This is a genomic window from Shinella sp. GW835-FHT14H05, assembly GCF_058793575.1.
In genome coordinates this window covers 25,291-48,475 of sequence record NZ_JBXAFY010000016.1, presented here as the reverse complement: position 1 = coordinate 48,475, position 23,185 = coordinate 25,291, and the positions used below count along the sequence as shown (strand labels likewise).

At 65.4% G+C, this 23,185-nt stretch carries 16 protein-coding genes; 12 read left to right on the top strand and 4 right to left on the bottom strand.

Annotation, left to right across the window (positions count from 1 at the left end):
* The first annotated feature begins 3 nt into the window (after positions 1–3).
* A complete protein-coding gene (locus tag AC1Q6Z_RS29640) occupies positions 4–909 on the top strand; it encodes a UTP--glucose-1-phosphate uridylyltransferase (protein WP_492650103.1) in 906 nt (301 codons plus the stop codon).
* 95 nt (positions 910–1,004) lie between these two features.
* The gene (locus AC1Q6Z_RS29635; protein WP_492650102.1) at positions 1,005–3,350 is read left to right on the top strand and encodes a polysaccharide biosynthesis tyrosine autokinase; all 2,346 of its coding nucleotides are present in this window, start codon (positions 1,005–1,007) and stop codon (positions 3,348–3,350) included.
* Between the two features lie 188 nt (positions 3,351–3,538).
* Here the strand turns inward: AC1Q6Z_RS29635 and AC1Q6Z_RS29630 are convergent, their stop codons facing one another.
* A complete protein-coding gene (locus AC1Q6Z_RS29630) occupies positions 3,539–4,471 on the bottom strand; it encodes a LysR family transcriptional regulator (protein ID WP_492650101.1) in 933 nt (310 codons plus the stop codon).
* 143 nt (positions 4,472–4,614) lie between these two features.
* Here AC1Q6Z_RS29630 and AC1Q6Z_RS29625 point away from each other — a divergent pair, with 143 nt between their 5' ends.
* The 3 genes from AC1Q6Z_RS29625 (at position 4,615) to AC1Q6Z_RS29615 (ending at position 9,982) form a co-directional block, all read left to right on the top strand.
* Entirely contained in the window at positions 4,615–5,412 is a 798-nt protein-coding gene (locus AC1Q6Z_RS29625; protein WP_492650100.1) for an alpha/beta hydrolase fold domain-containing protein, read from the top strand.
* Between the two features lie 58 nt (positions 5,413–5,470).
* A complete protein-coding gene (locus tag AC1Q6Z_RS29620; protein ID WP_435268121.1) occupies positions 5,471–6,661 on the top strand; it encodes an efflux RND transporter periplasmic adaptor subunit in 1,191 nt (396 codons plus the stop codon).
* Between the two features lie 120 nt (positions 6,662–6,781).
* Complete coding sequence (locus AC1Q6Z_RS29615) at positions 6,782–9,982, top strand: efflux RND transporter permease subunit (RefSeq protein WP_435268120.1); 3,201 nt, start codon at positions 6,782–6,784, stop codon at positions 9,980–9,982.
* Between the two features lie 73 nt (positions 9,983–10,055).
* Here the strand turns inward: AC1Q6Z_RS29615 and AC1Q6Z_RS29610 are convergent, their stop codons facing one another.
* Entirely contained in the window at positions 10,056–11,309 is a 1,254-nt protein-coding gene (locus tag AC1Q6Z_RS29610) for a D-tagatose-bisphosphate aldolase, class II, non-catalytic subunit (RefSeq protein ID WP_492650099.1), read from the bottom strand.
* Entirely contained in the window at positions 11,306–12,295 is a 990-nt protein-coding gene (locus AC1Q6Z_RS29605; protein ID WP_492650098.1) for a tagatose kinase, read from the bottom strand. Before AC1Q6Z_RS29605 ends, AC1Q6Z_RS29610 begins: the two co-directional genes overlap by 4 nt.
* A gap of 306 nt (positions 12,296–12,601) precedes the next feature.
* Here AC1Q6Z_RS29605 and AC1Q6Z_RS29600 point away from each other — a divergent pair, with 306 nt between their 5' ends.
* The 4 genes from AC1Q6Z_RS29600 (at position 12,602) to AC1Q6Z_RS29585 (ending at position 16,950) form a co-directional block, all read left to right on the top strand.
* Positions 12,602–13,912 carry an ABC transporter substrate-binding protein gene (locus AC1Q6Z_RS29600; protein ID WP_492650097.1) on the top strand — a complete coding sequence of 437 codons (1,311 nt, stop codon included), beginning with the start codon at positions 12,602–12,604 and terminating at the stop codon, positions 13,910–13,912.
* 121 nt (positions 13,913–14,033) lie between these two features.
* Complete coding sequence (locus tag AC1Q6Z_RS29595; RefSeq protein WP_492650096.1) at positions 14,034–14,804, top strand: L-iditol 2-dehydrogenase; 771 nt, start codon at positions 14,034–14,036, stop codon at positions 14,802–14,804.
* Positions 14,804–15,814, top strand: a complete 1,011-nt coding sequence (locus tag AC1Q6Z_RS29590) for a zinc-dependent alcohol dehydrogenase family protein (protein WP_492650095.1) — start codon at positions 14,804–14,806, stop codon at positions 15,812–15,814. Before AC1Q6Z_RS29595 ends, AC1Q6Z_RS29590 begins: the two co-directional genes overlap by 1 nt.
* A gap of 125 nt (positions 15,815–15,939) precedes the next feature.
* Positions 15,940–16,950 carry a LacI family DNA-binding transcriptional regulator gene (locus AC1Q6Z_RS29585; protein WP_435268221.1) on the top strand — a complete coding sequence of 337 codons (1,011 nt, stop codon included), beginning with the start codon at positions 15,940–15,942 and terminating at the stop codon, positions 16,948–16,950.
* A gap of 62 nt (positions 16,951–17,012) precedes the next feature.
* Here AC1Q6Z_RS29585 and AC1Q6Z_RS29580 read toward each other — a convergent pair whose 3' ends face one another.
* Complete coding sequence (locus AC1Q6Z_RS29580; protein ID WP_492650094.1) at positions 17,013–18,341, bottom strand: dicarboxylate/amino acid:cation symporter; 1,329 nt, start codon at positions 18,339–18,341, stop codon at positions 17,013–17,015.
* 223 nt (positions 18,342–18,564) lie between these two features.
* Here AC1Q6Z_RS29580 and AC1Q6Z_RS29575 point away from each other — a divergent pair, with 223 nt between their 5' ends.
* The 3 genes from AC1Q6Z_RS29575 (at position 18,565) to AC1Q6Z_RS29565 (ending at position 23,182) form a co-directional block, all read left to right on the top strand.
* Positions 18,565–20,403 (top strand): sensor histidine kinase, encoded by a 1,839-nt coding sequence (locus AC1Q6Z_RS29575; RefSeq protein ID WP_492650093.1) that lies wholly within the window; start codon positions 18,565–18,567, stop codon positions 20,401–20,403.
* Positions 20,400–21,749, top strand: coding sequence for a sigma-54-dependent transcriptional regulator (locus tag AC1Q6Z_RS29570; RefSeq protein WP_492650092.1), 1,350 nt, complete (start codon positions 20,400–20,402; stop codon positions 21,747–21,749). Before AC1Q6Z_RS29575 ends, AC1Q6Z_RS29570 begins: the two co-directional genes overlap by 4 nt.
* 128 nt (positions 21,750–21,877) lie before the next feature.
* On the top strand, positions 21,878–23,182 hold the full coding sequence (locus AC1Q6Z_RS29565) for a tetratricopeptide repeat protein (protein WP_439617183.1): 1,305 nt from the start codon (positions 21,878–21,880) through the stop codon (positions 23,180–23,182).
* The last annotated feature ends 3 nt before the right edge of the window (positions 23,183–23,185 follow it).

Here is a 23,185-nt window from a genome sequence, read left to right as displayed (position 1 = left end):
GCCATGGAGCGAACCAAGACCGTCCGCAAGGCCGTCATCCCCGTTGCCGGCAATGGAACGCGTTTCCTGCCGGCCACCAAGGCCATGCCGAAGGAAATGCTGACCATCGTCGACCGCCCGGTCGTGCAATATGCCCTCGACGAGGCCCGCGAGGCCGGCATCGAACATGTCGTCTTCGTCACGAGCCGCAACAAGCAGGTCATCGAGGACCATTTCGACGACACGCCGGAACTGATCTCGTCGCTGGAAAAATCCGGCAAGGACGACAAGGTGAGCGAACTCGGCCGGCTCTTGCCGGCGGCCGGCTCCGTGAGCTTCACCCGCCAGCAGGCGCCGCTCGGCCTCGGCCATGCGGTGTGGTGCGCGCGCGACGTGATCGGCGACGAGCCCTTCGCGCTGCTGCTGCCCGACATGATCTCCTTCGGCCCGCGCGGCTGCCTGTCCGGCCTGATGGACCTCTATGACGAGGTCGGCGGCAATGTGGTGGGCGTGGAGCAATGCGCGCCGGAGGACACCTCGCAATACGGCATCGTCGGCAAGGGAGACGCCGTGCGCCACGGTTTTGCCGTCACCCATATGGTGGAGAAGCCGCGGGCGGGCGAGGCGCCGTCGAACTTCTTCCTCAACGGCCGCTATATCCTCCAGCCGCAGGTCTTCGACCATCTCGCCCGCCAGCAGCGCGGCGCGGGCAACGAGATCCAGCTCACCGACAGCATGCTGAAGCTCTCGCAGGCGCAGCCCTTCCACGCCCATGTCTATGAGGGGCGGACCTATGACTGCGGCTCGAAGCACGGCTTCATCGAGGCCAATGTCGCCTTCGCGCTGTCGCGGCCGGATATCGGCGCCGCCGTCTACCAGTCGCTGCGCGACCTGGTGATGGCTCATGAGGGGGGCGTTCGCGCCGCCTGAACCCCTTGGGTCCCGGGCCGCTACGGTCCGGCCCGGGACCCTCGCCTGCGGGAGGACGCAAGCACCCACCGAGCCGAAAGGCAGAACGGAGCCCCATGCATCAACGCACCGTGCCGCACAGCAGTGTTTTCAGAAGGGACCCGGACCCGTCCGATTCCTTCATCGACCTCAATCGCCTGCTGGCCATTCTCGCCCGCCATGCCCGGCTGATCGCGCTTTCCGTCGCGCTCGCCGTGGCTTTGGGCGTGACCTATCTCGTCTTCGCGACGCCGATCTACACCTCGCAGACGCAGGTGCTGCTCGACGAGGACCTGTCGCGTTATGCCGAGGACACCGAGCCCTCGCCGCAGAGCAGCCAGCAGGCGGACATGCGCATTTCGAGCGCCGTTGAGATCCTGAAATCGGGACGCATGGCGCTGCGCGTGGTGGACGACCTGAACCTTGCGGACAACGAGATCATCCTCAACCCGCCGCAATCGCCCGTGTCGATCGCCAAGGGATGGGTGAAGTCGCTGACCTCGCTCGTTTCGACCTCGCCGGAACCCTCGGAAGAAGCGCTGCTCAACGGCCGGCGCCAGAAGGCGGCAGCGCTGTTGCAGCAGGCGCTGACCGTGGAGCGCGTCGCGCGCTCCTCCGTCGTCGCCGTCTCCTTCCGCTCGTCCGATCCGCAGCTTGCCGCCGGTATCACCAAGAAATATGCCGACGCCTATCTGGAAGACCAGCTCAACGCCAATTTCGACGCGACGGAACAGGCGACGATCTGGCTGCAGGAGCGCCTGACGGACCTGCAGGGTCGCGCCCAGGCGGCAGCGCTTGAGGTGGAGCGCTACAGGAACGAGAACGGGCTGACCTCGGCGCGCGGCGAGCTGATGTCGGAACAGCAGCTTTCCGATCTCAACAGCCAGCTCATCGTCGCCCAGGCCGATACGGCCAGCGCCTCGGCGCGCTACAACCAGTTCAAGGCGATCATCGAGCAGGGTGCCGAAAAGGCCGTCGACAATGCGACGATCCCGACCAAGACCACCGACAATTCGCTGATCCAGGACCTGCGCAGCCGCTACATCTCCGTCGTCAAGCGCGAGCAGGAGATCACCCAGAATTTTGGTGCGGATCATCCGCAGGCAGCCGCCCTTCGCACCGACAAGGCGGACCTCACCCGGCAGATTTTTCAGGAGCTTCAGCAGCTCACCGCCAGTTATCGCAACGAATACGAGGTCGCGCGCTCGCGCGAGGATTCGCTGCGGGAGAGCATCGAGAAGGTCGCCGGCAACAATGCGGTCGCCAACCGCTCGCTGGTGCGGCTGCGCGAACTGGAACAGAAGGCGACGGCGCTGAAGGTGCTGTCGGAATCCTATCTCAGCCGCTACGAGCAGGCCTCGCAGCAGCAGTCCTTCCCCATCGCCAAGGCGCGCGTCATCTCCGATGCCGGCGTGCCAGTCTCGCCGTCGAGCCCGAGCCGGACGATGGTGATCGGCTTGTCGCTGGTGCTGGGCCTGATGGCGGGCGGGGCGCTCACCTTCGTGCAGGAAATGCGCGAGCGCTACTTCCGCGTCGAGGGCGACATCCGCACCGTTCTCGGGCTGAAGCCGCTCGGCTACCTGCCGCTGGTCGGCGGGCAGAAGAAGCGCAAGCCGGCGATGATCGGCGCCAAGGCGGTCAAGACCGAACACGGGCCGCCGGAGGAAGAGGAGGTCATCCCGCTGGAGCGCATGACGCGCGTCGTGCTGGATGCGCCGCGCTCGGCCTTTGCCGAGACGCTGCGCAATGCGAAACTTGCGAGCGACGTGATGCTGCAAGGCCTGGAAAGCCGGGTGATCGGCGTCGTCTCGGCACTGCCCGGCGAGGGCAAATCCACCGTCGCGACCAATTTCGCCGCCCTCCTGGCAGCGAGTGGCAAGCGCACGCTGCTGATCGACGCGGACCTGCGCAAGCCGAGCCTCAGCGCCATGCTGAAGCCCGCCCCGCAGGCCGGCCTCGTCGAGACCATTCTCGGCGAAATCCCCTGGAACCAGGCGATCAAGATCGACCGCCAGACCAAGCTTGCCGTGCTGCCGATCGCGCTGCGCTCCAGCGGCGGCGCGCTGCACCACACCAACGAGCTGGTCTCCTCGCCCGGCATGAAGCGGCTGATCGCCGAGGTCCGCAAGGCCTTCGACTATGTCATCGTGGATCTCGCGCCGCTCGGCCCCGTCGTCGATGCCAAGGCCTTCGAGCCGCTGGCCGACGGTTTCGTCTTCGTGGTGGAATGGGGCCGCACCCCGTCTGCGCTGGTGCGCGACCTGCTCGCCGCGGAAAACCGCATCGAGGCGAAAGTGCTCGGCGTCGTGCTCAACAAGACCGACATGGCCGTGCTGCCGCGCTACAGCGACTTTGGCGGGGCGGAAAAATATCGGCAGCTTTATGACGAGTATTATACGGAGTCGGTGAACGGGGCGTCTTGAGACGCGCGGGGCACCCCCTCTGCCCTGCCGGGCATCTCCCCCTCAAGGGGGGAGATCGGCAAGCGGCGGAAACCCCACTTAAATTGCACCGTTTGTGATGGGCGAAACGGTGCTCCATCCAATCTCCCCCCTTGAGGGGGAGATGTCCGGCAGGACAGAGGGGGGTGAGCCCCACCCACCACCCGGCCTTACTGCCGAGTACCCTTCACCGCTGGCGCACCCAGCTCCGTCCGCGCCAACAGCCGCACGAGCCAATCCACGAAGACGCGGACCTTGTTGGAGAGGTGGCGGTTCGGGGGGTAGACGATGTAGAGCGGGATCGGCTCCGAGCGCCAGCCGGGCAGCACCGGCACGAGCTGGCCGCTGGCGAGCGCCTCCGTCGCCATGAAGCGCGGCAGGGGGGCGATGCCGAGGCCGGATAGCGCGGCGGCGAGATAGCTTCGCGCGTCGTTGACGGCGAGCAGGTAGCGGCTGTTGATCTCGACCTTCTCGCCGTCCCGCTCGAATTCGAAGGCCATGGTGCGGTTGGTCTGCGCCAGGAAATAATTCACGCAATGGTGGGTCGATTCGAGCTCCGAAGGGTGCTGCGGCATGCCGAAGGTCTCTATATAGCTGGGGGCCGCGCAGGTCGTGACGTCGATCTCGGCGATGCGGCGCGCGATCAGCGACTGGTCGCCGGGCGCGCCCCCGCGCAATGCGCAGTCTACATTCTCGGCAAGATAATCCACCGTCCGGTCGCCGACGCCGAGGTCGATGTGGATATCGGGATAGGTGTCATGAAATTCGCCGAGTGACGGAATGACCAGCAGGTCGGCGAAGGCGCCGGCCATCTCGACGCGCAGCCGGCCGCTCGGATTGGTGCGCGAATGGGAGAGGCTGCCGTCCAGCTCGTCGATCTCGGTGACGATCTGGATCGCCCGCTCATAATAGAGTGCGCCGTCGGTCGTCACCATCACGCGCCGCGTGGTGCGGTTGAGCAGCTTGGTCTGGAGGTGGGTCTCCAGATTCTGGATGAGATTGCTGACGGTCGCCTTGGGCATGCCGAGCGCGGAGGAGGCGCGGGTGAAATTGCCCATCTCCACCACGCGGAGGAAGGCACGCATTGCTGAAAGCTGATCCATGGAACATTCCCACGTTGTAAGGCACTATTGTTCGAAAATTTGGATAGTGAAGTCAGTTTTCCCACACTTATCTGGGTGAAATCAATTACGATATAAATGGTGAGGCCCCATTGTATTTCCAAGCCGGGGCAAGGACGAAAACGATGCCCGTAGAAATCAAGGATATGACGTTCGACAAGGTGGCCAGCGGCCCCGTGTCGGTGCGCGTCTACCAGGGCGCGGACTACACCAAGGGCGCGCCGATCCTGCTCTACTTTCATGGCGGCGCCTTCCTGACGTCCGGCATCGTCCATTGCCCGCTTGCCGAAACGCTGGCTGCGACCGGCGCCATCGTTGCCGTGCCGGATTACAACGCACCGGGCGGCGGCGTCTTCCCGCAGCCGCTGGAAGTGGGCTTCGAGGTGTTTTCCTATCTCGCCAAGAAGCGCGCCGGCCTCGGCGACCGCAAGTCGGCGCTGCTCATCGGCGGCGAGGAAGCCGGCGGCAATATCGCGGCCGGTGTCGCGCTCAAGGCGCGCGACCATTTCGCCAACGAGCTGGACGGCCAAGTGCTCATCTCGCCGCTGCTCGATCCCTTCATGGGCACCACGTCCTTCCGCAATGCCGACGCGATCGGCATGCGCGAGCGCTGGTCCGATGGCTGGAGCCATTATCTGAGCGGCGGTGTCTGCCACCCCTATGCGGCGCCCAGCCTCTGTTCGCGCCTTTCGGGCCTGGCCCCCGCCCTCGTGCTGTCGGCGGCGGACGATCCGCTGCTCGACGAAGCGCAGGGTTACGCCGACCGCCTGAAGGCATCGGGCGTGAAAGTTCAGCAGCATGTTCTGCCCGCTGGGACAGGCTGGTCTTCCATCTACAGCGGAAAATCCGATGTAACCGGGGAATGGAAGGACTGTCTGGCCGGCCATTTTTCCGATTTCGTTCATAACATAAGCATTCACTAATTTAAATTGAGAACAAGCCGATAGAGCGTGGCCTGGAAGGCCACAAGGAGAAGAGAACATGATGTCGAAGCGCAAGCGCTGGGCCCTGACGGGCGCCGGCCTGGGACTGGCTGTGTCCGTTTCCGCCGCAGCCCTGATCTTCCAACTGCCGGGCAACGTCGCCCAGGCCGAAGCAACCGTGACCGCGGAAGTGCCGGCCGTGCCGGTCACCGTCACCGTCGTCGAGAACCGCGACGTGGTGACCTGGCAGGAATTTTCCGGCCGCCTGGAGGCGATCGACCGCGTGCAGATCCGCTCGCGCGTCGCCGGTGCCATCCAGTCGGTGAACTTTCGCGAAGGCGCGCTGGTGAAGGCCGGCGACCTCCTGTTCACCATCGACCAGGAGCCCTTCAAGACCGCGGTGACCCAGGCCGAAGGCCAGTATGCCTCGGCTGAAGCCCGGGTGAAGCTCGCCACCACCGAGCTTGAGCGCGGCGAACGCCTCGCCAAGAGCAACAGCATCTCGCAGAGCGATGTCGACACGCGCCAGAACGCGCTTGCCGAAGCCCGCGCCGCGCTGAAGACGGCCGAAGCCACGCTGCACGCCGCCAAGCTGGAACTCGGCTATACCGAAGTGCGCGCCCCGGTTTCCGGCCGCGCCGGCCGTGTCGAGATCACGACGGGCAACCTCGTCGCCGGCGGCTCGACCTCGCCTGCCCTGACGACGCTGGTCTCGGTCGATCCGATCTATGCCGGCTTCAATGTCAGCGAGGAGATCGTCGCCAAGGCGCTCGCCACCCTGCCGGTTTCCGATGGCGCCCTGCCGCCGATCGAGCAGATCCCGGTCGAGGTCGGCACGCTTGCCGACGAGGGCACGCCGATCCGCGGCAAGCTCCAGCTCATCGGCAACGAGGTCGATGCGGCGAGCGGCACCATCACCGTGCGCGCCGTCTTCGACAATCCGGGCGGCAGGCTGATCCCCGGCCAGTTCGTGCGCATCCGCATGGGCGAGCCGAAGGCTGAAAGCAAGATCCTCGTTAGCGAGAAGGCGATCGGCACCGACCAGGACAAGAAGTTCGTCTTCGTCGTCGACAAGGACAACAAGGTCACCTACCGCCCGATCGTTCTGGGCAGCCTTGCCGGCAGCGACCGCGTCGTCGAAAGCGGCCTGGCCGGCGGTGACCGCATCGTCGTCAACGGCCTGCAGCGCGTGCGCCCGGGCGTCGTCGTCGACCCGCAGATCCAGGAAAACGTCGCCTCCGCGAAGTAAGTGGAAGCAGGCGGGGCGCTGAAGGCGCCCTGCCATAAAGAAACAATCAACACTTCAATGCCTGCCGGCGGCGCGTTCGCCGCCGGATAGGCCCGTTCATCCCTGGAGAGGGGTATAGTCATGAACATCTCCCGTTTCTTCATCGATCGCCCGGTCTTCGCCGGGGTGCTGTCGATCCTCATCGTGGTCGCAGGCCTGATCGGCATGCGGGCGCTCCCGATCTCCGAGTATCCCGAGGTGGTGCCGCCGTCGATCGTCGTGCGCGCCACCTATCCGGGTGCCAACCCCGTCGTCATTTCCGAGACCGTCGCGACGCCCCTTGAAGAGCAGATCAACGGCGTCGAGGATATGCTCTACATGAACAGCCAGGCGACCTCCGACGGCGTGCTGACGCTGACGGTGACCTTCAAGCTCGGCACCGACCCGGACAAGGCCCAGCAGCTCGTGCAGAACCGCGTGTCGCAGGCCGAACCCCGCCTGCCGGCGGAAGTGCGCGCCCTCGGCGTCACCACGGTCAAGAGCTCGCCGGACTTCATCATGGTGGTCAACCTCGTCTCGACGACGGACCGCTATGACATCACGTATCTGCGCAACTACGCGACGCTCAACATCAAGGACCGCCTCGCCCGCATCGAGGGCGTCGGCCAGGTTCAGGTTTTTGGCGCGGGCGACTATGCGATGCGCGTGTGGATCGATCCGCAGAAGGCGGCCGAACATGCGTTGGCCGCCAGCGACATTTCCAACGCCATCCGCGAGCAGAACGTGCAGGCCGCCGCCGGCATCATCGGCGCCTCGCCGACGCCGACCGGCGTCGACCTCCAGCTCAACGTCAACGCCCAAGGGCGCCTGCGCACGGCGGAGGAATTCGGCAACATCATCGTCAAGACCGGTGCGGAAGGCCAGATCACCCGCCTTCGCGACGTCGCGCGCATCGAACTGGGTGCAGCCGACTATACGCTGCGCTCGCTGCTCGACGGCGAGCCGGCCGTGGCCATCGCCGTGCTCCAGGCGCCGGGCTCCAACGCCATCGAGATCGCAGACAATGTCCGCGCCACGATGGACCAGCTGCAGATCGCCATGCCGGAAGGCGTGAAATACGAGATCGTCTACGACACGACGGAATTCGTGCGCGCTTCGATCGAAAAGGTCGTCGATACGCTGCTCGAAGCCATCGCGCTGGTGGTTCTCGTCGTCATCGTCTTCCTCCAGACCTGGCGCGCCTCCATCATCCCGCTGCTCGCCGTCCCGGTCTCCATCATCGGCACATTCGCCGTGATGTATGCCTTCGGCTTCTCGGTGAACGCCTTGACGCTCTTCGGCCTCGTGCTGGCGATCGGCATCGTGGTGGACGACGCGATCGTCGTCGTCGAAAACGTCGAGCGCAACATCGAGAACGGGCTCACCCCGCGCGAAGCCACCTACCGGGCGATGCGCGAAGTGTCCGGCCCGATCATCGCGATTGCGCTGGTGCTCGTCGCGGTGTTCGTGCCGCTCGCCTTCATCAGCGGCCTGTCCGGCCAGTTCTACCGGCAGTTCGCGCTGACCATCGCGATTTCGACGGTCATCTCGGCCATCAACTCGCTGACGCTCTCGCCGGCGCTGGCCGCCCTTCTGCTGAAGGAGCACAATGCGCCGAAGGATTGGCTGACGCGCTTCATGGACGGCCTGTTCGGCTGGTTCTTCCGCGGCTTCAACCGGTTCTTCGGGGCTGCCTCCAATGGTTATGGTCGCAGTGTCGGCGGGCTCGTCTCGCGCAAGTCGCTGGTCATGATCGTCTACCTTGCCCTCGTCGGCGCCACCTACACGGTGTTCAACGCCGTACCGGGCGGCTTCGTGCCGGCGCAGGACAAGCAGTATCTCATCGGCTTTGCCCAGCTTCCGGACGGCGCGACCCTCGACCGCACGGAAGAGGTCATCAAGAAGATGAGCGAAATCGCGCTGGAACAGCCGGGCGTCGAGCACGCCATCGCCTTCCCGGGCCTGTCGATCAACGGCTTCACCATCGGCTCCAACTCGGGCATCGTCTTCGCAGCACTCGCCCCCTTCGAGGAGCGCACGACGCCGGAACTGTCCGGCGGCGCGATTGCCATGCAGCTGAACCAGAAGTTCGCGGGCATCCAGGACGCCTTCATCGCCATGTTCCCGCCGCCGCCGGTCAACGGCCTCGGCACGACGGGCGGCTTCAAGCTCCAGATCGAAGACCGCGCCGGTCTTGGTTACGGCGCGCTCAATGAAGCAACGCAGGCGTTCCTGGCGAAAGCCTACCAGACGCCGGAGCTGGCGGGCCTGTTCTCCAGCTTCCAGATCAACGTGCCGCAGCTCTATGCCGACCTCGACCGCTCCAAGGCGCAGCAGCTCGGCGTGCGGGTGACGGATGTCTTCGAGACCTTGCAGATCTATCTGGGCTCGCTCTACGTCAACGACTTCAATGCGTTTGGTCGTACCTACAGCGTGCGTGTGCAGGCGGACTCCGCCTTCCGCGCCAAGCCGGAAGACATCGGCCAGCTGAAGGTGCGGTCGCAATCGGGCGAGATGATCCCGCTTGCAGCCCTCCTCAAGGTGGACGCCACGACGGGGCCGGAGCGCACCACGCGCTATAACGGCTTCCTCGCCGCCGACATCAATGGCGGGCCGGCGCCGGGCTTCTCCTCCGGCCAGGCGCAGGCCGCGGTGGAAAAGATCGCCGCCGAAACGCTGCCCGCGGGCATTGACTTCGAGTGGACGGACCTGACCTACCAGCAGATCCTTGCCGGCAATTCGAGCATCTTCGTCTTCCCGCTGGCGCTGCTGCTGGTCTACCTGGTGCTTGCTGCTCAGTATGAAAGCCTGACGCTGCCGATCGCCATCATCATGATCGTGCCGATGGGCGTGCTCGCCGCACTCGCCGGGGTCTGGTATACGGGCGGGGACAACAACGTCTTCACCCAGATCGGCCTCGTGGTGCTGGTGGGACTATCGGCGAAGAACGCCATCCTCATCGTCGAATTCGCGCGCGAGCTGGAATTCGAGGGGAGGACGCCGGTCCAGGCCGCAATCGAGGCCAGCCGCCTGCGTCTGCGCCCGATCCTGATGACCTCCATGGCCTTCATCATGGGTGTCGTGCCGCTGGTCCTGTCGACGGGCGCCGGTGCCGAAATGCGCGCCGCCATGGGTCTTGCCGTGTTCTCCGGCATGATCGGCGTCACCTTCTTCGGCATCTTCATGACGCCGGTCTTCTACGTGCTGATGCGGCGCCTGACGGGGAACCGTCCGCTGGTGCAGCACGGCAAGTCGACGATGGAAGGCGATGAGCCCAAGGTCGCCGCGGTCGCGCATCACTGACGGGCTGCACGCAGGAACGAACAAGAAAGGGCGGCCAATTGGCCGCCCTTTTTTATACTCGGCGTTGGGCGTTTTACGGACGGCAGGCGCCGTCATAGACGGCGAGCACGCGGTCCACGGCGGCGACGAGGATGGCCCGGGCATTGGAGCCCTCGACCTGCGGCAGGTACTGGTGCAGCACCGTTTCGGGAATGCGTACGCCCTCAAGCGCGGTCATCAACGCCGCGACCGCGGCTTCCGCCTCGGGGCGCGTCCAGTAGTAGCGGATGCGGTCGCTGTAGCTGAAATGGCGCTGGATGCGCAGCGCCGTCTCGTCGCCGTGGTAGTAGCCGCTCCAATAGCCGGGTGCCGCCGTCATCAGGGCTTCCATGGCCTTGGCGAGCGGGCGGTCGCCGTAGCCGGGCACGATGTCCGAGGCGACGAGGTCGAGGGCATAGAGCGCTTCGCGATAGGCGAAGGTCAGGCCGGGGCCGACTTTCAGGATGGGATAGCCGTCGCGCACGAGGGCGGCGAGCGCCGCCTCCGTCTGGTAATCGGTGGAATGGGCCTCGAAGACCAGTGCGGGCTCCTCGTCGAGCAAGGCGCTCAAGGCGGCGGCGCGCGGCGGATCGTAGGCGATGACATTGTCGCTGCCGAATTCGACGCCGGGCTGCACGACGAAGGCGATGACGCGGGCGAAGGCCACATCGAGCCCCGCCTTGGCGAAGGCGGCGCGGTGCACGGCGATGGTTTCGCGGGCCGCGGCGGGCGATGTCGGTTCGACGGTCGAAAGCGCGTGATCGGCGCCGCCCGGCACGGGCACTTCCGTGCCGAGGATATAGACGGGCGGGGCGAGGCCGGCGCGCGCGGCCGCTTTTTCGGCGACGGCGCAGAGGGCCGCGGCGCGCTCGGCCACGGTGGCGTCGTCGAGGGCTACGGGTTCACCTGCGCAGCCCATCGAAGCGTCGAGATGGATTTTGGTAAACCCGGCCGTGACATAGGCATCCACCATGTCGGCTGCCTTTTTCAGCGCGATCTCCGCCGGCTCCTTGCGCCACGGATTGGGGCCGAGATGATCGCCTCCGAACAGGATCTGCTCGCGTGCGACGCCCTCCTCGCGGGCGATGCCCCCGACGAAACCGATGAAATCGGCCGGCGTCATGCCGGTATAACCGCCGAACTGGTTGACCTGGTTGCAGGTCGCCTCGATCAGCACCGGCCGGCCGTTCTTGGCGGCGCGGCGGAGTGCGGAACGCAGCACGGTCGGATGGGCGGAGCAGATGGAGGCGATGCCATAGGGCTGGCCGCTGCGGCGGGCGTCGGCGAGGCCGGTCAGGACGGTGCTCATGGTGCCATCTCCCGGCCGGCGCCCGCTATGAATCGGTCGAGCTCGTCCTTGCCGGACACGCCTTCCATCGGCCCCTGTTTCGTGACCGTGCGCGCACCCGCGGCATTGGCGTAAAGCAGTGCTGCGGCCGGCGGCAGCCCGGCGCGGCGGCAGGTCAGATAGGCGGCGCCGAAACAGTCGCCCGCCCCGGTCGGATCGATTTCCTCGACGCGGAAGGCGGCGCAGTCGACGCGGCCGAAGGTCGTGCTGAAATGGCTGGAGCCCTCGCTGCCGCGCTTCAGCACGATCTCGCCGACGCCGAGCGCCAGCAGGCGCTCGACGGCCGCCGCCTCCGTCGCCTCGCCGGCCGCGACCAGCAATTCGTCGCCCGACGGCAGCAGCAGGTCGGTGGCGGCGAGCACGTCGTCGATCAGCCTGCGCCCCGCCTCGCCCTGCACCAGCTCCTTGCGGATGTTCGGATCGAAGGAGACCGAGCCGCCGCGCGCCTTCACCACGGCGATGGCTTCGAGGAGGATTTCGGCAATGCCCGGAATGGCGAAGGCCGAGCCCATGACATGCACATGGCCGGCCCGCGCGATGAGGGCGCGCGCCGCCCCGGTCATGCGCGTGTCGCCTGCGGCCGAATGGGTGATGTTGAAGACGAAGTCGCGCGCGCCGTCCGGCCGATAGCGCACGAAGGCGCTGCCGGTGGGTTTGCCCGTGATGGTGGCGATGGCGGAGACGTCCACGCCGTCGTCCCGCAGGCGTTCGACATTGAGCGTGCCGAAATCGTCGTCGCCGACGGCCGAGACGATGCCGGCCGCCCCGCCGATCTTCGCCACCTGGTCGATGAAGATGGCCGGCGCGCCGCTCGGGAACGGCCCGATGAGGGACTGCGGCGCGAGGAACCCCGCGCCGATGGTGGTGGCCATGATTTCGACGAGGATTTCGCCGACCGTGACCGTCGGCCCCAGGGCCTCCGGCGCCAAAACGCTTTTTCCTGCCAATGCTCTCTCCCTGCGGGCGCATCCATTCTTTCCCGGAGAGTGCGGATTGGTGACGGAAAAGTCAAGGTAATTTGACGCGCGTAAACAATCCTTCAGCATCGTATTATGCGGCAACGCAGCAAATCGGATTCCGCGCTGCAAAATGGAACGGAAATTACCGCTTTATTATCAGTTATTTAGAAAACAGGCGCTGCAAACGGTGAAAAACCGGCCGATTTTGCCGCTTGACAACTTACCCCGTCTTGCCTGATAAAAATTTACGCATGTAGCTTTATGCGTGTGCATCCGTAAAGGAGGAACGGACTCATGAGGACCCTTACCCGCATTCTCTCGTCGACTGCCATGTTTGCCCTTGCAGCCGGGCTGGCGCAGGCCGAGGAGATCAGCATCGCCACCGTCAACAATGGCGACATGATCATCATGCAGAAGCTGTCGGCCGCCTGGGAGAAGGAAACCGGCAACAAGATCAACTGGATCGTTCTGGAAGAAAACGTGCTGCGCGAGCGCGTGACGACCGACATCGCCACCAAGGGCGGCCAGTTCGACATCATGACCATCGGCGGCTACGAAGCGCCGATCTGGGGCAAGCAGGGCTGGCTGACGCCGGTCGACGATCTCGGCGACGACTACGACTACGCCGACCTTCTGGAGCCGATCAAGGCGGGCCTGACCGTCGACGGCAAGCTCTATGCCGTGCCGTTCTATACGGAAAGCTCGTTCACGCTCTACCGCAAGGACCTGTTCGACGCCGCCGGCCTGACGATGCCGGAACAGCCGACCTATGAGCAGATCAAGGAATTCGCCGCAAAGCTCACCGACAAGGACAAGCAGCAATATGGCATCTGCCTGCGCGGCAAGCCGGGCTGGGGCGAGAACATGGCCTTCGTCGGCACCATGGTGAACGCCTATGGCGGCCGCTGGTTCGACATGGACTGGAAGCCGCAGCTGAACTCCGAGCCGTGGAAGAAGGCGATCACCGACTATGTCGCGCTGCTCGGCACCTATGGCCCGGCGGGCGCCACCGCCAACGGTTTCAACGAGAACCAGACGCTGTTTGCCACCGGCCATTGCGCCATGTGGATCGACGCCACCTCGGCGGCAGGCCGCGTCTATGATCCCAAGCAGAGCCAGGTGGCTGACAAGATCGCCTTCACCCGCTCGCCGACGGCCGAGACGGCCAACGGATCGAGCTGGTCCTGGTCGTGGAACCTCGCCATTCCGGCAACCTCGCAGAAGGCCGAAGTCGCGAAATCCTTCCTGAAATGGGCGACCTCGAAGGACTATGTGAAGCTGGTCGGCGAAAGCGAAGGCTGGGTTGCCGTGCCGCCGGGCACGCGCAAATCCACCTATGCGCTTGCCGAATACCAGAAGGCGGCCCCCTTCGCCGAAACCGTGCTGCAGGCGATCCTGTCGGCCGATCCGTCGAAGCCCACCAAGGATCCGGTGCCCTATACCGGCGTGCAGTTCGTCGCCATTCCGGAATTCCAGGCGATCGGCACTTTCGTCGGCCAGCAGATCAGCGCGGCCCTTGCCGGTCAGCAGACGGTGGATGCGGCGCTGGACGCCTCGCAGACCCAGGTGGAGCGCGATATGACGCGCGCCGGCTACATCAAGTAGGGTTTCAGCCTGCGGCCTGGCCGCGGGTCCTCCCGGAAGCCCGGCGCCTTGGCGCCGGGTTTCTCGAATGCCAGACTATGCTATTGAACCGGCCTCGCCAGGCGAGCGGATGGAGAGACACATGAGATTGCAGGACAAGATAGCCCTCATCACCGGCGGCGCACGCGGCATCGGCCTCGGCTTTGCGGAAGCCTTCGTGGCCGAGGGCGCGCGCGTCATCATCGCCGATATCAACCTGGAGCGCGCCAGCGAAGCGGCCGCCTCGATTGGTCCTGCGGCCAGCGCCATCAAGCTCGACGTCACCGACCTCGCTGACATCGACGCCGTCGTCAAAAAGGTCGACGCGGATTTCGGCGGCATCGACATCCTCGTCAACAATGCCGCGATCTTCGACATGGCGCCCATCCAGGCGATCACCGAGGAGAGTTACGATCGTGTCTTCGACGTCAATCTCAAGGGGCCGCTGTTCACGATGAAGGCGGTCGCCAATGTCATGATCGCGCGCGGGCGCGGCGGCAAGATCATCAACATGGCAAGCCAGGCCGGCCGGCGCGGCGAGGCGTTGGTGACGCTCTACTGCGCCTCCAAGGCGGCGATCATTTCCGCCACGCAATCGGCGGCACTCGCGCTCGTCAAACACGGCATCAACGTCAATGCGATTGCGCCGGGCGTCGTCGACGGCGAGCACTGGGATGTCGTGGATGCGAAATTTGCCGAATGGGAAGGGCTGAAGCCGGGCGAGAAGAAGGCCTCGGTCGCGAAATCCGTGCCGATCGGCCGTTTCGCCACGCCAGAGGACATCAAGGGCCTCGCCGTCTTCCTCGCCTCCAAGGACAGCGATTACATCCTCGCCCAGACATACAATGTCGACGGCGGGAACTGGATGAGCTGATGAAGGCGATCCGCTTCACCGGCAAGGGCGAGGCGTCGCTCGCCGAGTTCGACCTCGGCGACCTGCCCGCCGGCCACGCGCTGATCCGCGTCAAGGCCTCCGGCCTCTGCCACACGGATATCGACGTGCTGCACGCCCGCTACGGCGACGGCGCCTTTCCGGTGGTGCCGGGCCATGAATATGCCGGCGAGATCGCGGCCCTTGCCGCCGACGTTACCGGCTTGCGCACCGGCGACCGCGTCGCCGTCGACCCCAACCTGCCCTGCGGCACCTGCCCGTCCTGCCGCAAGGGGCTGACCAATCTTTGCCGCGACCTCAAGGCCTATGGCGTCTCGCACGATGGCGGCTTTGCCGAATACAGTGTGGTGCGCGCCGAGCATCTGCACGGTATCGGCGACATGCCCTATTCCGTCGCAGCACTTGCCGAACCGCTCGCCTGCGTGCTGAACGGGCTGGGTGCCGCGGGCCTGCGCCACGGTGCGCCGATGCCGAAGGATGCGCTGGTCATCGGCGCCGGGCCGATCGGCCTGTTCCTGGCGCTGTCGCTGAAGGCGGAAGGTGCGGAAAACGTCACGGTCGCCGACATCAACGAAAGCCGCCTCGCCTTCGCCGCCGAACTCGGCCTTGGCGGCATCGTCTCCGGCTCCGAGGACCTGGCGGCCAGGCGGCGCTCCTATGATTTCGTGGCTGATGCCACCGGCATTGCCAGCGTCGTGGAAGGCATGATCGATCTTCTCGCGGATGGCGGTACGGCGCTGATCTTCGGCGTCTGCGCGCCGGATGCCCGCATCTCCGTGGCGCCCTTCGAGATCTTCCGCCGGCAATTGAAACTCGTCGGCTCGCACTCGCTGAACCGCAACATCCCCGATGCGCTGGACATCCTGAAGCGGGACGACGGCCGCATGGCGAAACTCGTATCGCACCGGCTGCCGCTCGCCGACATTCTCCCCTTCTTCACGAAGAAGCCGACGGACCCCGCCACGATGAAGGTGCAATTCGTCGCCGACTGAGTTCGGAAATTGCGGAAAACAAAGAATTAAAGCGTTTTCGCGATTCGGAGAAAAGCGGAAATGCTTTAAGAAGGCGAGAGCAGAACCCGCAAGGAGCGCCAGGCTTGGCCAAGTCGATCAGGACAATGGAGGATTTTTCCGAGTTCGTCGGCCTGTCCCGGCCCACGGTGTCGAAATACTTCAACGACCCCTCCTCGGTGCGCAAGCGCACGCGCGACGCCATCGAGGAGGCGCTGAAGAAATCCGGCTTCCGGCCGAACATTTTTGCCGTCAACCTCAACCGCCGCCGCTCCAACATCCTCGGCGTGGTCATCCCGAACTCCACCGATCCTTTCTACATGGCGCTGACGCGGCGCATCGAGCTTATCGCCAACGAGGCCGGCTTCCTCGCCTTCGTGCTCTCCTCGGATGGGCGCAAGGAGATGGAGGATAATGCGATCAAGACCTTCAAGTCGATGAACGTGGCGGGCGCCATCATCGCGCCGCTCGGTGTGGGCGCGCGCCAGACGACGCTGGAGCAGCTCGGACAGTCCATTCCGCTGGTCTATGTCGATTCGCCGATCGACGAGACCTCCGCCTTCGTCGGCACGGACAACCGCCAGAGTTTCGGGCTGATCGTCGATTATCTCTGCCGCTCCGGCGAGCCGCCCTGCTATTTCGGCATGCCCAACGTCAACACCAATGCCGCCACCCGCCTCAGCGCCTATCGTGAGGCGATGGCGCGGCTGAATGTCGAGCCGCATATCCTGCCCGTCGCAAACGCCACGACATGGGATTTCGAGCGCTTCGCCTTCGAGGAGGCAAGCCGCCTCTTCGAGAAGCCCGATGCGCTCGCCTCGCGCACCATCCTTTGCGCCAACGACCGCCTCGCCTTCGGCGTCATCGCCGCCGCCTGGCAGCGGGGGCTGAAGGTCGGCCACGGCGCCGACTACGATCTGCGCGTCGCCGGTCATGACGACCATCCGCTATCGCAATATGCCTGCCCGCCCATCACCACGGTGGCGCAGAACTACAACGAGATCGGCCGTCTGGCGATCGAGCTCCTGCTGCGCAAGCTCAGCGACACCGAAGACCCCGCCTCGGCCAAGGACCAGATCCTGCTCAAATCGGACCTGATGCTGCGCCGCTCGGCGTGACCTTCCCCAAAAAAAGACAACCCCGCTTTCGCAGGGTTGTAAATTTGTTCAAAGGCTGAGGATCACTCGGCCGGCTGGAGCGCTGGCGTGTCGGCGATGGGCTCGCGGCCGCCGCTGAGTGCGGCGTTGAGCTTCTCGACGTCGAGTTCGTTTTCCCAGCGGGCGACGACGATGGTGGCGACCGCATTGCCGATGAAGTTGGTGAGCGCGCGGCATTCCGACATGAAGCGGTCGATGCCGAGGATCAGCGCCATGCCGGCGACCGGCACGGAAGGCACGACGGAGAGCGTGGCGGCCAGCGTGATGAAGCCTGCACCCGTGATGCCCGCGGCACCCTTGGAGCTCAGCATGGCGACGAGCAGCAGCAGCACCTGGTCGCCGAACGACAGGTTGATATCGACGGCCTGCGCGATGAAGAGGGCTGCGAGCGTCATGTAGATGTTCGTGCCGTCGAGGTTGAACGAATAACCCGTCGGGATGACGAGGCCGACGACCGAGCGCTTGCAGCCGGCGCGTTCCATCTTCTGCATCAGGCCCGGAAGGGCGGCCTCGGACGACGAGGTGCCGAGCACCAGCAACAGCTCTTCCTTGATGTAGCGGATGAGCGCCAGGATCGAGAAGCCATTGTACTTGGCGACCGCGCCCAGCACCACGAAGACGAAGACGAAGGCGGTAAGGTAGAAGGTGGCGATCAGGAAGGCGAGGTTGGCGACCGAGCCGATGCCGTATTTGCCGATGGTGAACGCCATGGCGCCGAAGGCGCCGATGGGGGCGGCCTTCATGAGGATGGCGACCAGCCGGAAGATCGGGCTCGTCAGCGCCTGGAGGAAATCGACGACCGGCTTGCCCTGTTCGCCGACCATGCCGAGCGCGATGCCGAACAGCACGGAGAAGAACAGCACCTGCAGGATATCGCCCTCGGCAAAGGCACCGACGATGGTCTGCGGGATGATGTTCATCAGGAAGCCGGTGATGGTCGATTCATGCGCCTTGGAGGCATAGGTCGCCACCGCATTGGCATCGAGCGAGGCGGGATCGATATGCATGCCCGCGCCCGGCTGGATGACATTGGCGACGATCATGCCGACGACCAAGGCCAGCGTCGAGAAGGTGAGGAAGTAGAGCATCGCCTTGCCGGCGACGCGGCCCACCTTCTTCAGGTCCGACATGCCGGCAATGCCGGTCGCGACGGTCAGGAAGATCACCGGGGCGATGATCATCTTGACGAGCTTGATGAAGGCATCGCCGAGCGGCTTCAGGCTGGCGCCGAAATCGGGATAGTAGTGGCCGACCAGCATGCCGGCGACGATGGCGACGATGACCTGGACATAGAGGTGGCGGTAGAACGGGATTTTGGCACGCGGTTGCGCGTCTGCAGACGGGATATGCATGACTTCCTCCTTTTACACCCCAACCGGAAAACCGGCTCTTCCCAGGGTGACTTGCTGAAACTGGCACAAGCTCAGCAAGGGGCGTGCCAGTTTGCATTTTTGAGGGTAAGTAGCTGTAAAAGAACGATTTTATTTTAAGGCCGCGTGAGCTGTGATCCGCGTCTGTGCGGATATCCGCACGAAAAACCTTGAGTGTCGTGCGGTTTCATGCTCAAAATTCCCGATGGACGCGCCCTCGCAAACCAGCACGCAGAAGACGCTCTCCCGCGCGACGCGGCGGCAGTGGGTGGCGTTTGCCCTCGTGCTGCTGCTGGTGTCGATCGCCGCGCTTTATGCCGCCGGGGTCTATGGCCGCTCGGCCGCGCTTTCGGCGCTGGAGGCGCAGGGCCGCACGGATGCGAACCTCAAGGTGGCGCTGCTGCGCGCCGTGCTGGAACGCCCGCGGGCGCTGCCCTTCCTGCTGTCGCGCGACCGGGATGTCACGGAGGCGCTGGCGGGCGCCGACCCGGCGAAGCGCAGCTTCCTCGATCGCAAGCTTGAGGATCTCGTCGCCGGCACCAGCGCCGCGGTGATCTATGTGATCGATCCCAAGGGCGTGGCGATTTCCGCGAGCAACTGGCGCGAGCCGACCAGCTTCGTCGGCAACGACTATTCCTTCCGCGCCTATTTTTCCCGCGCGATGGCGGAGGGCACGGCCGAGCATTTTGCGCTGGGTTCGGTTAGCAAGCGGCCCGGGCTCTATATCTCGCACCGCATCGGCCCGGCGCAAACGCCGCTCGGTGTCGTCGTGGTCAAGATGGAGTTCGACCAGCTCGAACGGGACTGGCACGAGACGCAGCGCCCCTCCTATGTCGTCGATGCCGACCATGTGGTGCTGATCACCAGCATCCCCTCCTGGCGCTTCATGACCACCGAGCGTCTGCCGGCCGAAAGCCTTGCGGCCATTCGCGAAAGCCTGCAATTTGGCGAAGCGCCGCTGGCACCGCTGCCCTTCGAGGAGACGGCGGACAGCCGCGTCATCCGCGCCGTGCAGCCGGGCGGCGGTGCGGAGGCCTATCTGCGCATCACCACGGCGGTCGCCAGCACGCCCTGGCAGTTCGAATATCTCGTGCCGGTCGCCGACGCCGTCGCGACCAGCATGCGCGAGGCGCGGCTTCTGGCCGTGCTGGCGCTTGGCGCGATCACGCTTGCCGCCGCCGTCTGGCTGCGCCGGCGCCAGATGGCGCTCGCCACCATCGCCCGCGACCAGGCGGCGCGCGAGGAACTGGAACGCCGCGTGATCGAGCGCACCCGCGACTTGAGCCTCGCCCGCGACCACCTGCAGGCCGAAATCGCCGACCACCGCGCGACCGAGACGAAGCTGCAGGCCGTGCAGCAGGATCTCGTGCAGGCGAACCGCCTCGCGATTCTCGGCCAGGTGGCGGCGGGCGTGGCGCATGAAATCAACCAGCCGCTCGCCACCATCCGCGCCTATGCCGACAATTCCAAGGTGTTCCTGGCGCGCAGCAAGCCGGAGCCGGTGCTGGAAAACCTCGGCCTCATCGCCGACCTCACCGACCGCATCGCGACGATCACCGAAGACCTCAAGGCGCTCGCCCGCAAGGGCCGCTCCGGCGAGGAGCCGGTGGCGCTGCGCGACGTCGTCGACGGTGCGATCATGCTGCTGCGCAGCCGTTTCACCGGTCGGCTGGAACGCCTGATCATCGCGCCGCTGCCGGAAGGACTGAGCGTGATGGGCAACCGGCTGCGGCTGGAGCAGGTGTTCATCAACCTCTTCCAGAACGCGCTGGAGGCGGTCGAGGACCAGGCGGACGGCCGCGTCGACGTGTCGGTGGTCACGAATGGCGAGGTCGTCATCGCCGTCGCCGACAACGGCCCCGGCCTGTCGCCCGCCATCCTCGGCTCGCTGTTCGAGCCCTTCAACACGTCCAAGGAAAAAGGCCTCGGCCTTGGCCTCGTCATCGCCAAGGACATCGTCTCCGATTATGGCGGCCAGCTGGAGGTGGAGACGGGCGAGCGCGGCGCCTGCTTCAAGGTCCATCTCAGAAAGGCGCCCGTATGACGACGCCCGTCCTCCTCATCGACGACGACCAGCAGCTCCTGCGCGCCACCGCCCAGACGCTGGAACTGGCGGGTTTCGACGTCTCGCCGCTGGGTGCTGCCACCGACGCGCTCGGCATGCTCGACCGGGATTTTGCCGGTGTCGTCGTCTCGGATATCCGCATGCCGGGCCTAGACGGGCTCCAGCTTTTCGAGCGCATCCAGGGCCTCGACGCCGAAATCCCGGTGATCCTTGTCACCGGCCACGGCGATATCTCGACGGCCGTGAAGGCGATCCAAGACGGCGTCTACGACTTCATCGCCAAGCCCTTTCCCGCCGAGCGGCTGATCCAGTGCGTGCGCCGCGCCGCGGAAAAACGTGGCCTCGTGCTGGAAAACCGCCGCCTGCGCGAGGCCGCCCGGCAGGCGGAGGACGATTTTCCGCTGATCGGCCAGACGCCGGTGATGGACCGCCTGCGCCAGACGCTGCGCCAGATCGCCGATACCGATGTCGACGTGCTGGTGACGGGCGAGACCGGCAGCGGCAAAGAGGTCGTCGCTCGCCTGCTACACGGCTGGAGCCGCAGGGCGAAGGGCCATTTCGTGGCGCTGAATTGCGGGGCGCTCCCCGAACAGGTGATCGAGAGCGAGCTGTTCGGCCACGAGCCCGGCGCCTTCACCGGCGCGCAGAAGAAGCGCATTGGCCGCATCGAACATTCGAGCGGTGGCACGCTGTTCCTCGACGAGCTCGAAAGCATGCCGCTCTCCACGCAGATCCAGATGCTGCGCGTGCTGGAGCTGCGCGAGGTGACGCCGCTCGGCACCAATGAGGTGCGGCCGGTCGACATCCGCATCGTCGCCGCCGCGAAGGTGGACCTCGCCGACCCCGCGCAGCGCAAGACCTTTCGCGAGGACCTCTATTATCGCCTGAACGTCGTGTCGCTCGCCATTCCGCCGCTGCGCGAGCGGCGCGAGGACATACCGCTGCTCTTCAGCTATTTCGCCGAACGCGCCGCCCGGCGCTTCCAGCGCGCCGCACCCGGGCTTTCGGCCGAAATCCTGCGCCATCTGCGCGAACACGACTGGCCGGGCAATGTGCGCGAGCTCTCCCATTTCGCCGAGCGCGCCGTGCTGGGCCTGATGCCTTCGGCCGCCACGCCGGCCCCACCAGTTTCCGACGCGGGCGGCACGCTGCCCGAGCGGCTGGAGCGGCTGGAGGCTGAGATCATCCGCGACACGCTTTCCGCTCATGGCGGCGACGTGCAGGAGACGATCGCCGCGCTCGGCATCCCGCGCAAAACCTTCTACGACAAGCTCCAGCGCCACGGCATCGTGCGGCGGGAATTTTCCGCAAAGGGCGAGTCCTGAGCACAATCATCAGCAACAGTTGCACCTTCGCCACGGCGAAGCCGCGCGGAATGTCCTAACATCCGCCCGGATCGCTTGAGGGGGGCTGGCGGGCGATCCGCGAAACTTGCCGTAAACGGAGGATCGGCATGAAAGCTGCAATTGGCGCAATCGCGCTCTGGCTGGCGCTTTCGCCCGCCGCCGAGGCCCAGCAAAGTGGCGGCAATGCCGCTGCCGGCCAGACGATCGCCGACTTCGACCGGGCGATCCGGCTCGATCCGAAAAATGCCATCCCCTATAACGAACGTGGCAAGCTCCATTTGCAGGCGGGCCGGTTCGACAAGGCGATCGCCGATTTCACGGCCGTCGTCGACCTCGTGCCCGACAACGCGACCGCCCGCCACAACCGCGGCATGGCCTATCTGCTGGCCGGGGACCTGGCAAAGGCGGTTCCGGATTTCGACGCGGCCCTGACGCTCGATCCGACCCGCGCCGACACCTACCAGAACCGCGGCGTCGCCCATGTGCGGCTCGGCGATGTCGACAAGGGCATTGCCGATTTCGACGAGGCGATCCTGCGCCGGCCGACTGCCAACTCCTACAATTCGCGCGGCTCGGCCCATGCGATGAAGGGTGATTTTTCGCGCGCCATGGCCGACTACGACCAGGCTCTGATGCTCGAACCGAAACGCGCCGAGACCCTGCAAAGCCGCGGTTCCACCCGGCTGGAGATGGGAGAGGTGGACGCGGGCATCGCCGATCTCTCCGAAGCCATCCGGATCGACGGCCGGAATCCCGGCTATTACGACATGCGCGGTGTCGCCTATCTGCGGAAGCGCGATTACGCGGCGGCTATCGCGGATTTCAACCAGGCGCTCGACCTCGACCCCGCCCGCGTCGTCTCGCTGCGCAATCTCGGCGTGGCGCAATCGGAAAGCGGTGAAGGGCGGCTTGCCGTTGCCAGTTTCGACAAGGCGCTGGCGCTCGATGCGAAGGATGACGGGGCGCTGTCGGCCCGCGGCTTCACGCTCTACCGGCTCGGCGAATTCGACAAGGCCTATGCGGACCTTAACGCCGCGTTGGCGCTCAATCCCAAGAATGCCGACACCTACAACAATCGCGCGGAAGTCTACCGGCGCGACGGCAAGCTCAAGGAGGCGATGGCGGACCTCGACCAGGCCCTGGCGCTGAACCCGCGGCAAAGAAATGCCCGGCACAATCGAGGCATCGTGCTGGTGGAAACCGGACGCTACGACGAGGCGATCGCCGATTTCGAGACGGCCATGCAGATGAAATTCGACGACGAGGAGACCTATTACGGCCGCGCCACCGCCTATCGGAAGAAGGGTGAGACGGCGAAGGCGCTGGCGGACCTGGAATATGCGCTGCGGCTCAACCCGAACTTCCTGAAGGCGCGCGACCTGCGCAACGAGATCAAGAGCGCGGTGAAGTAAGGC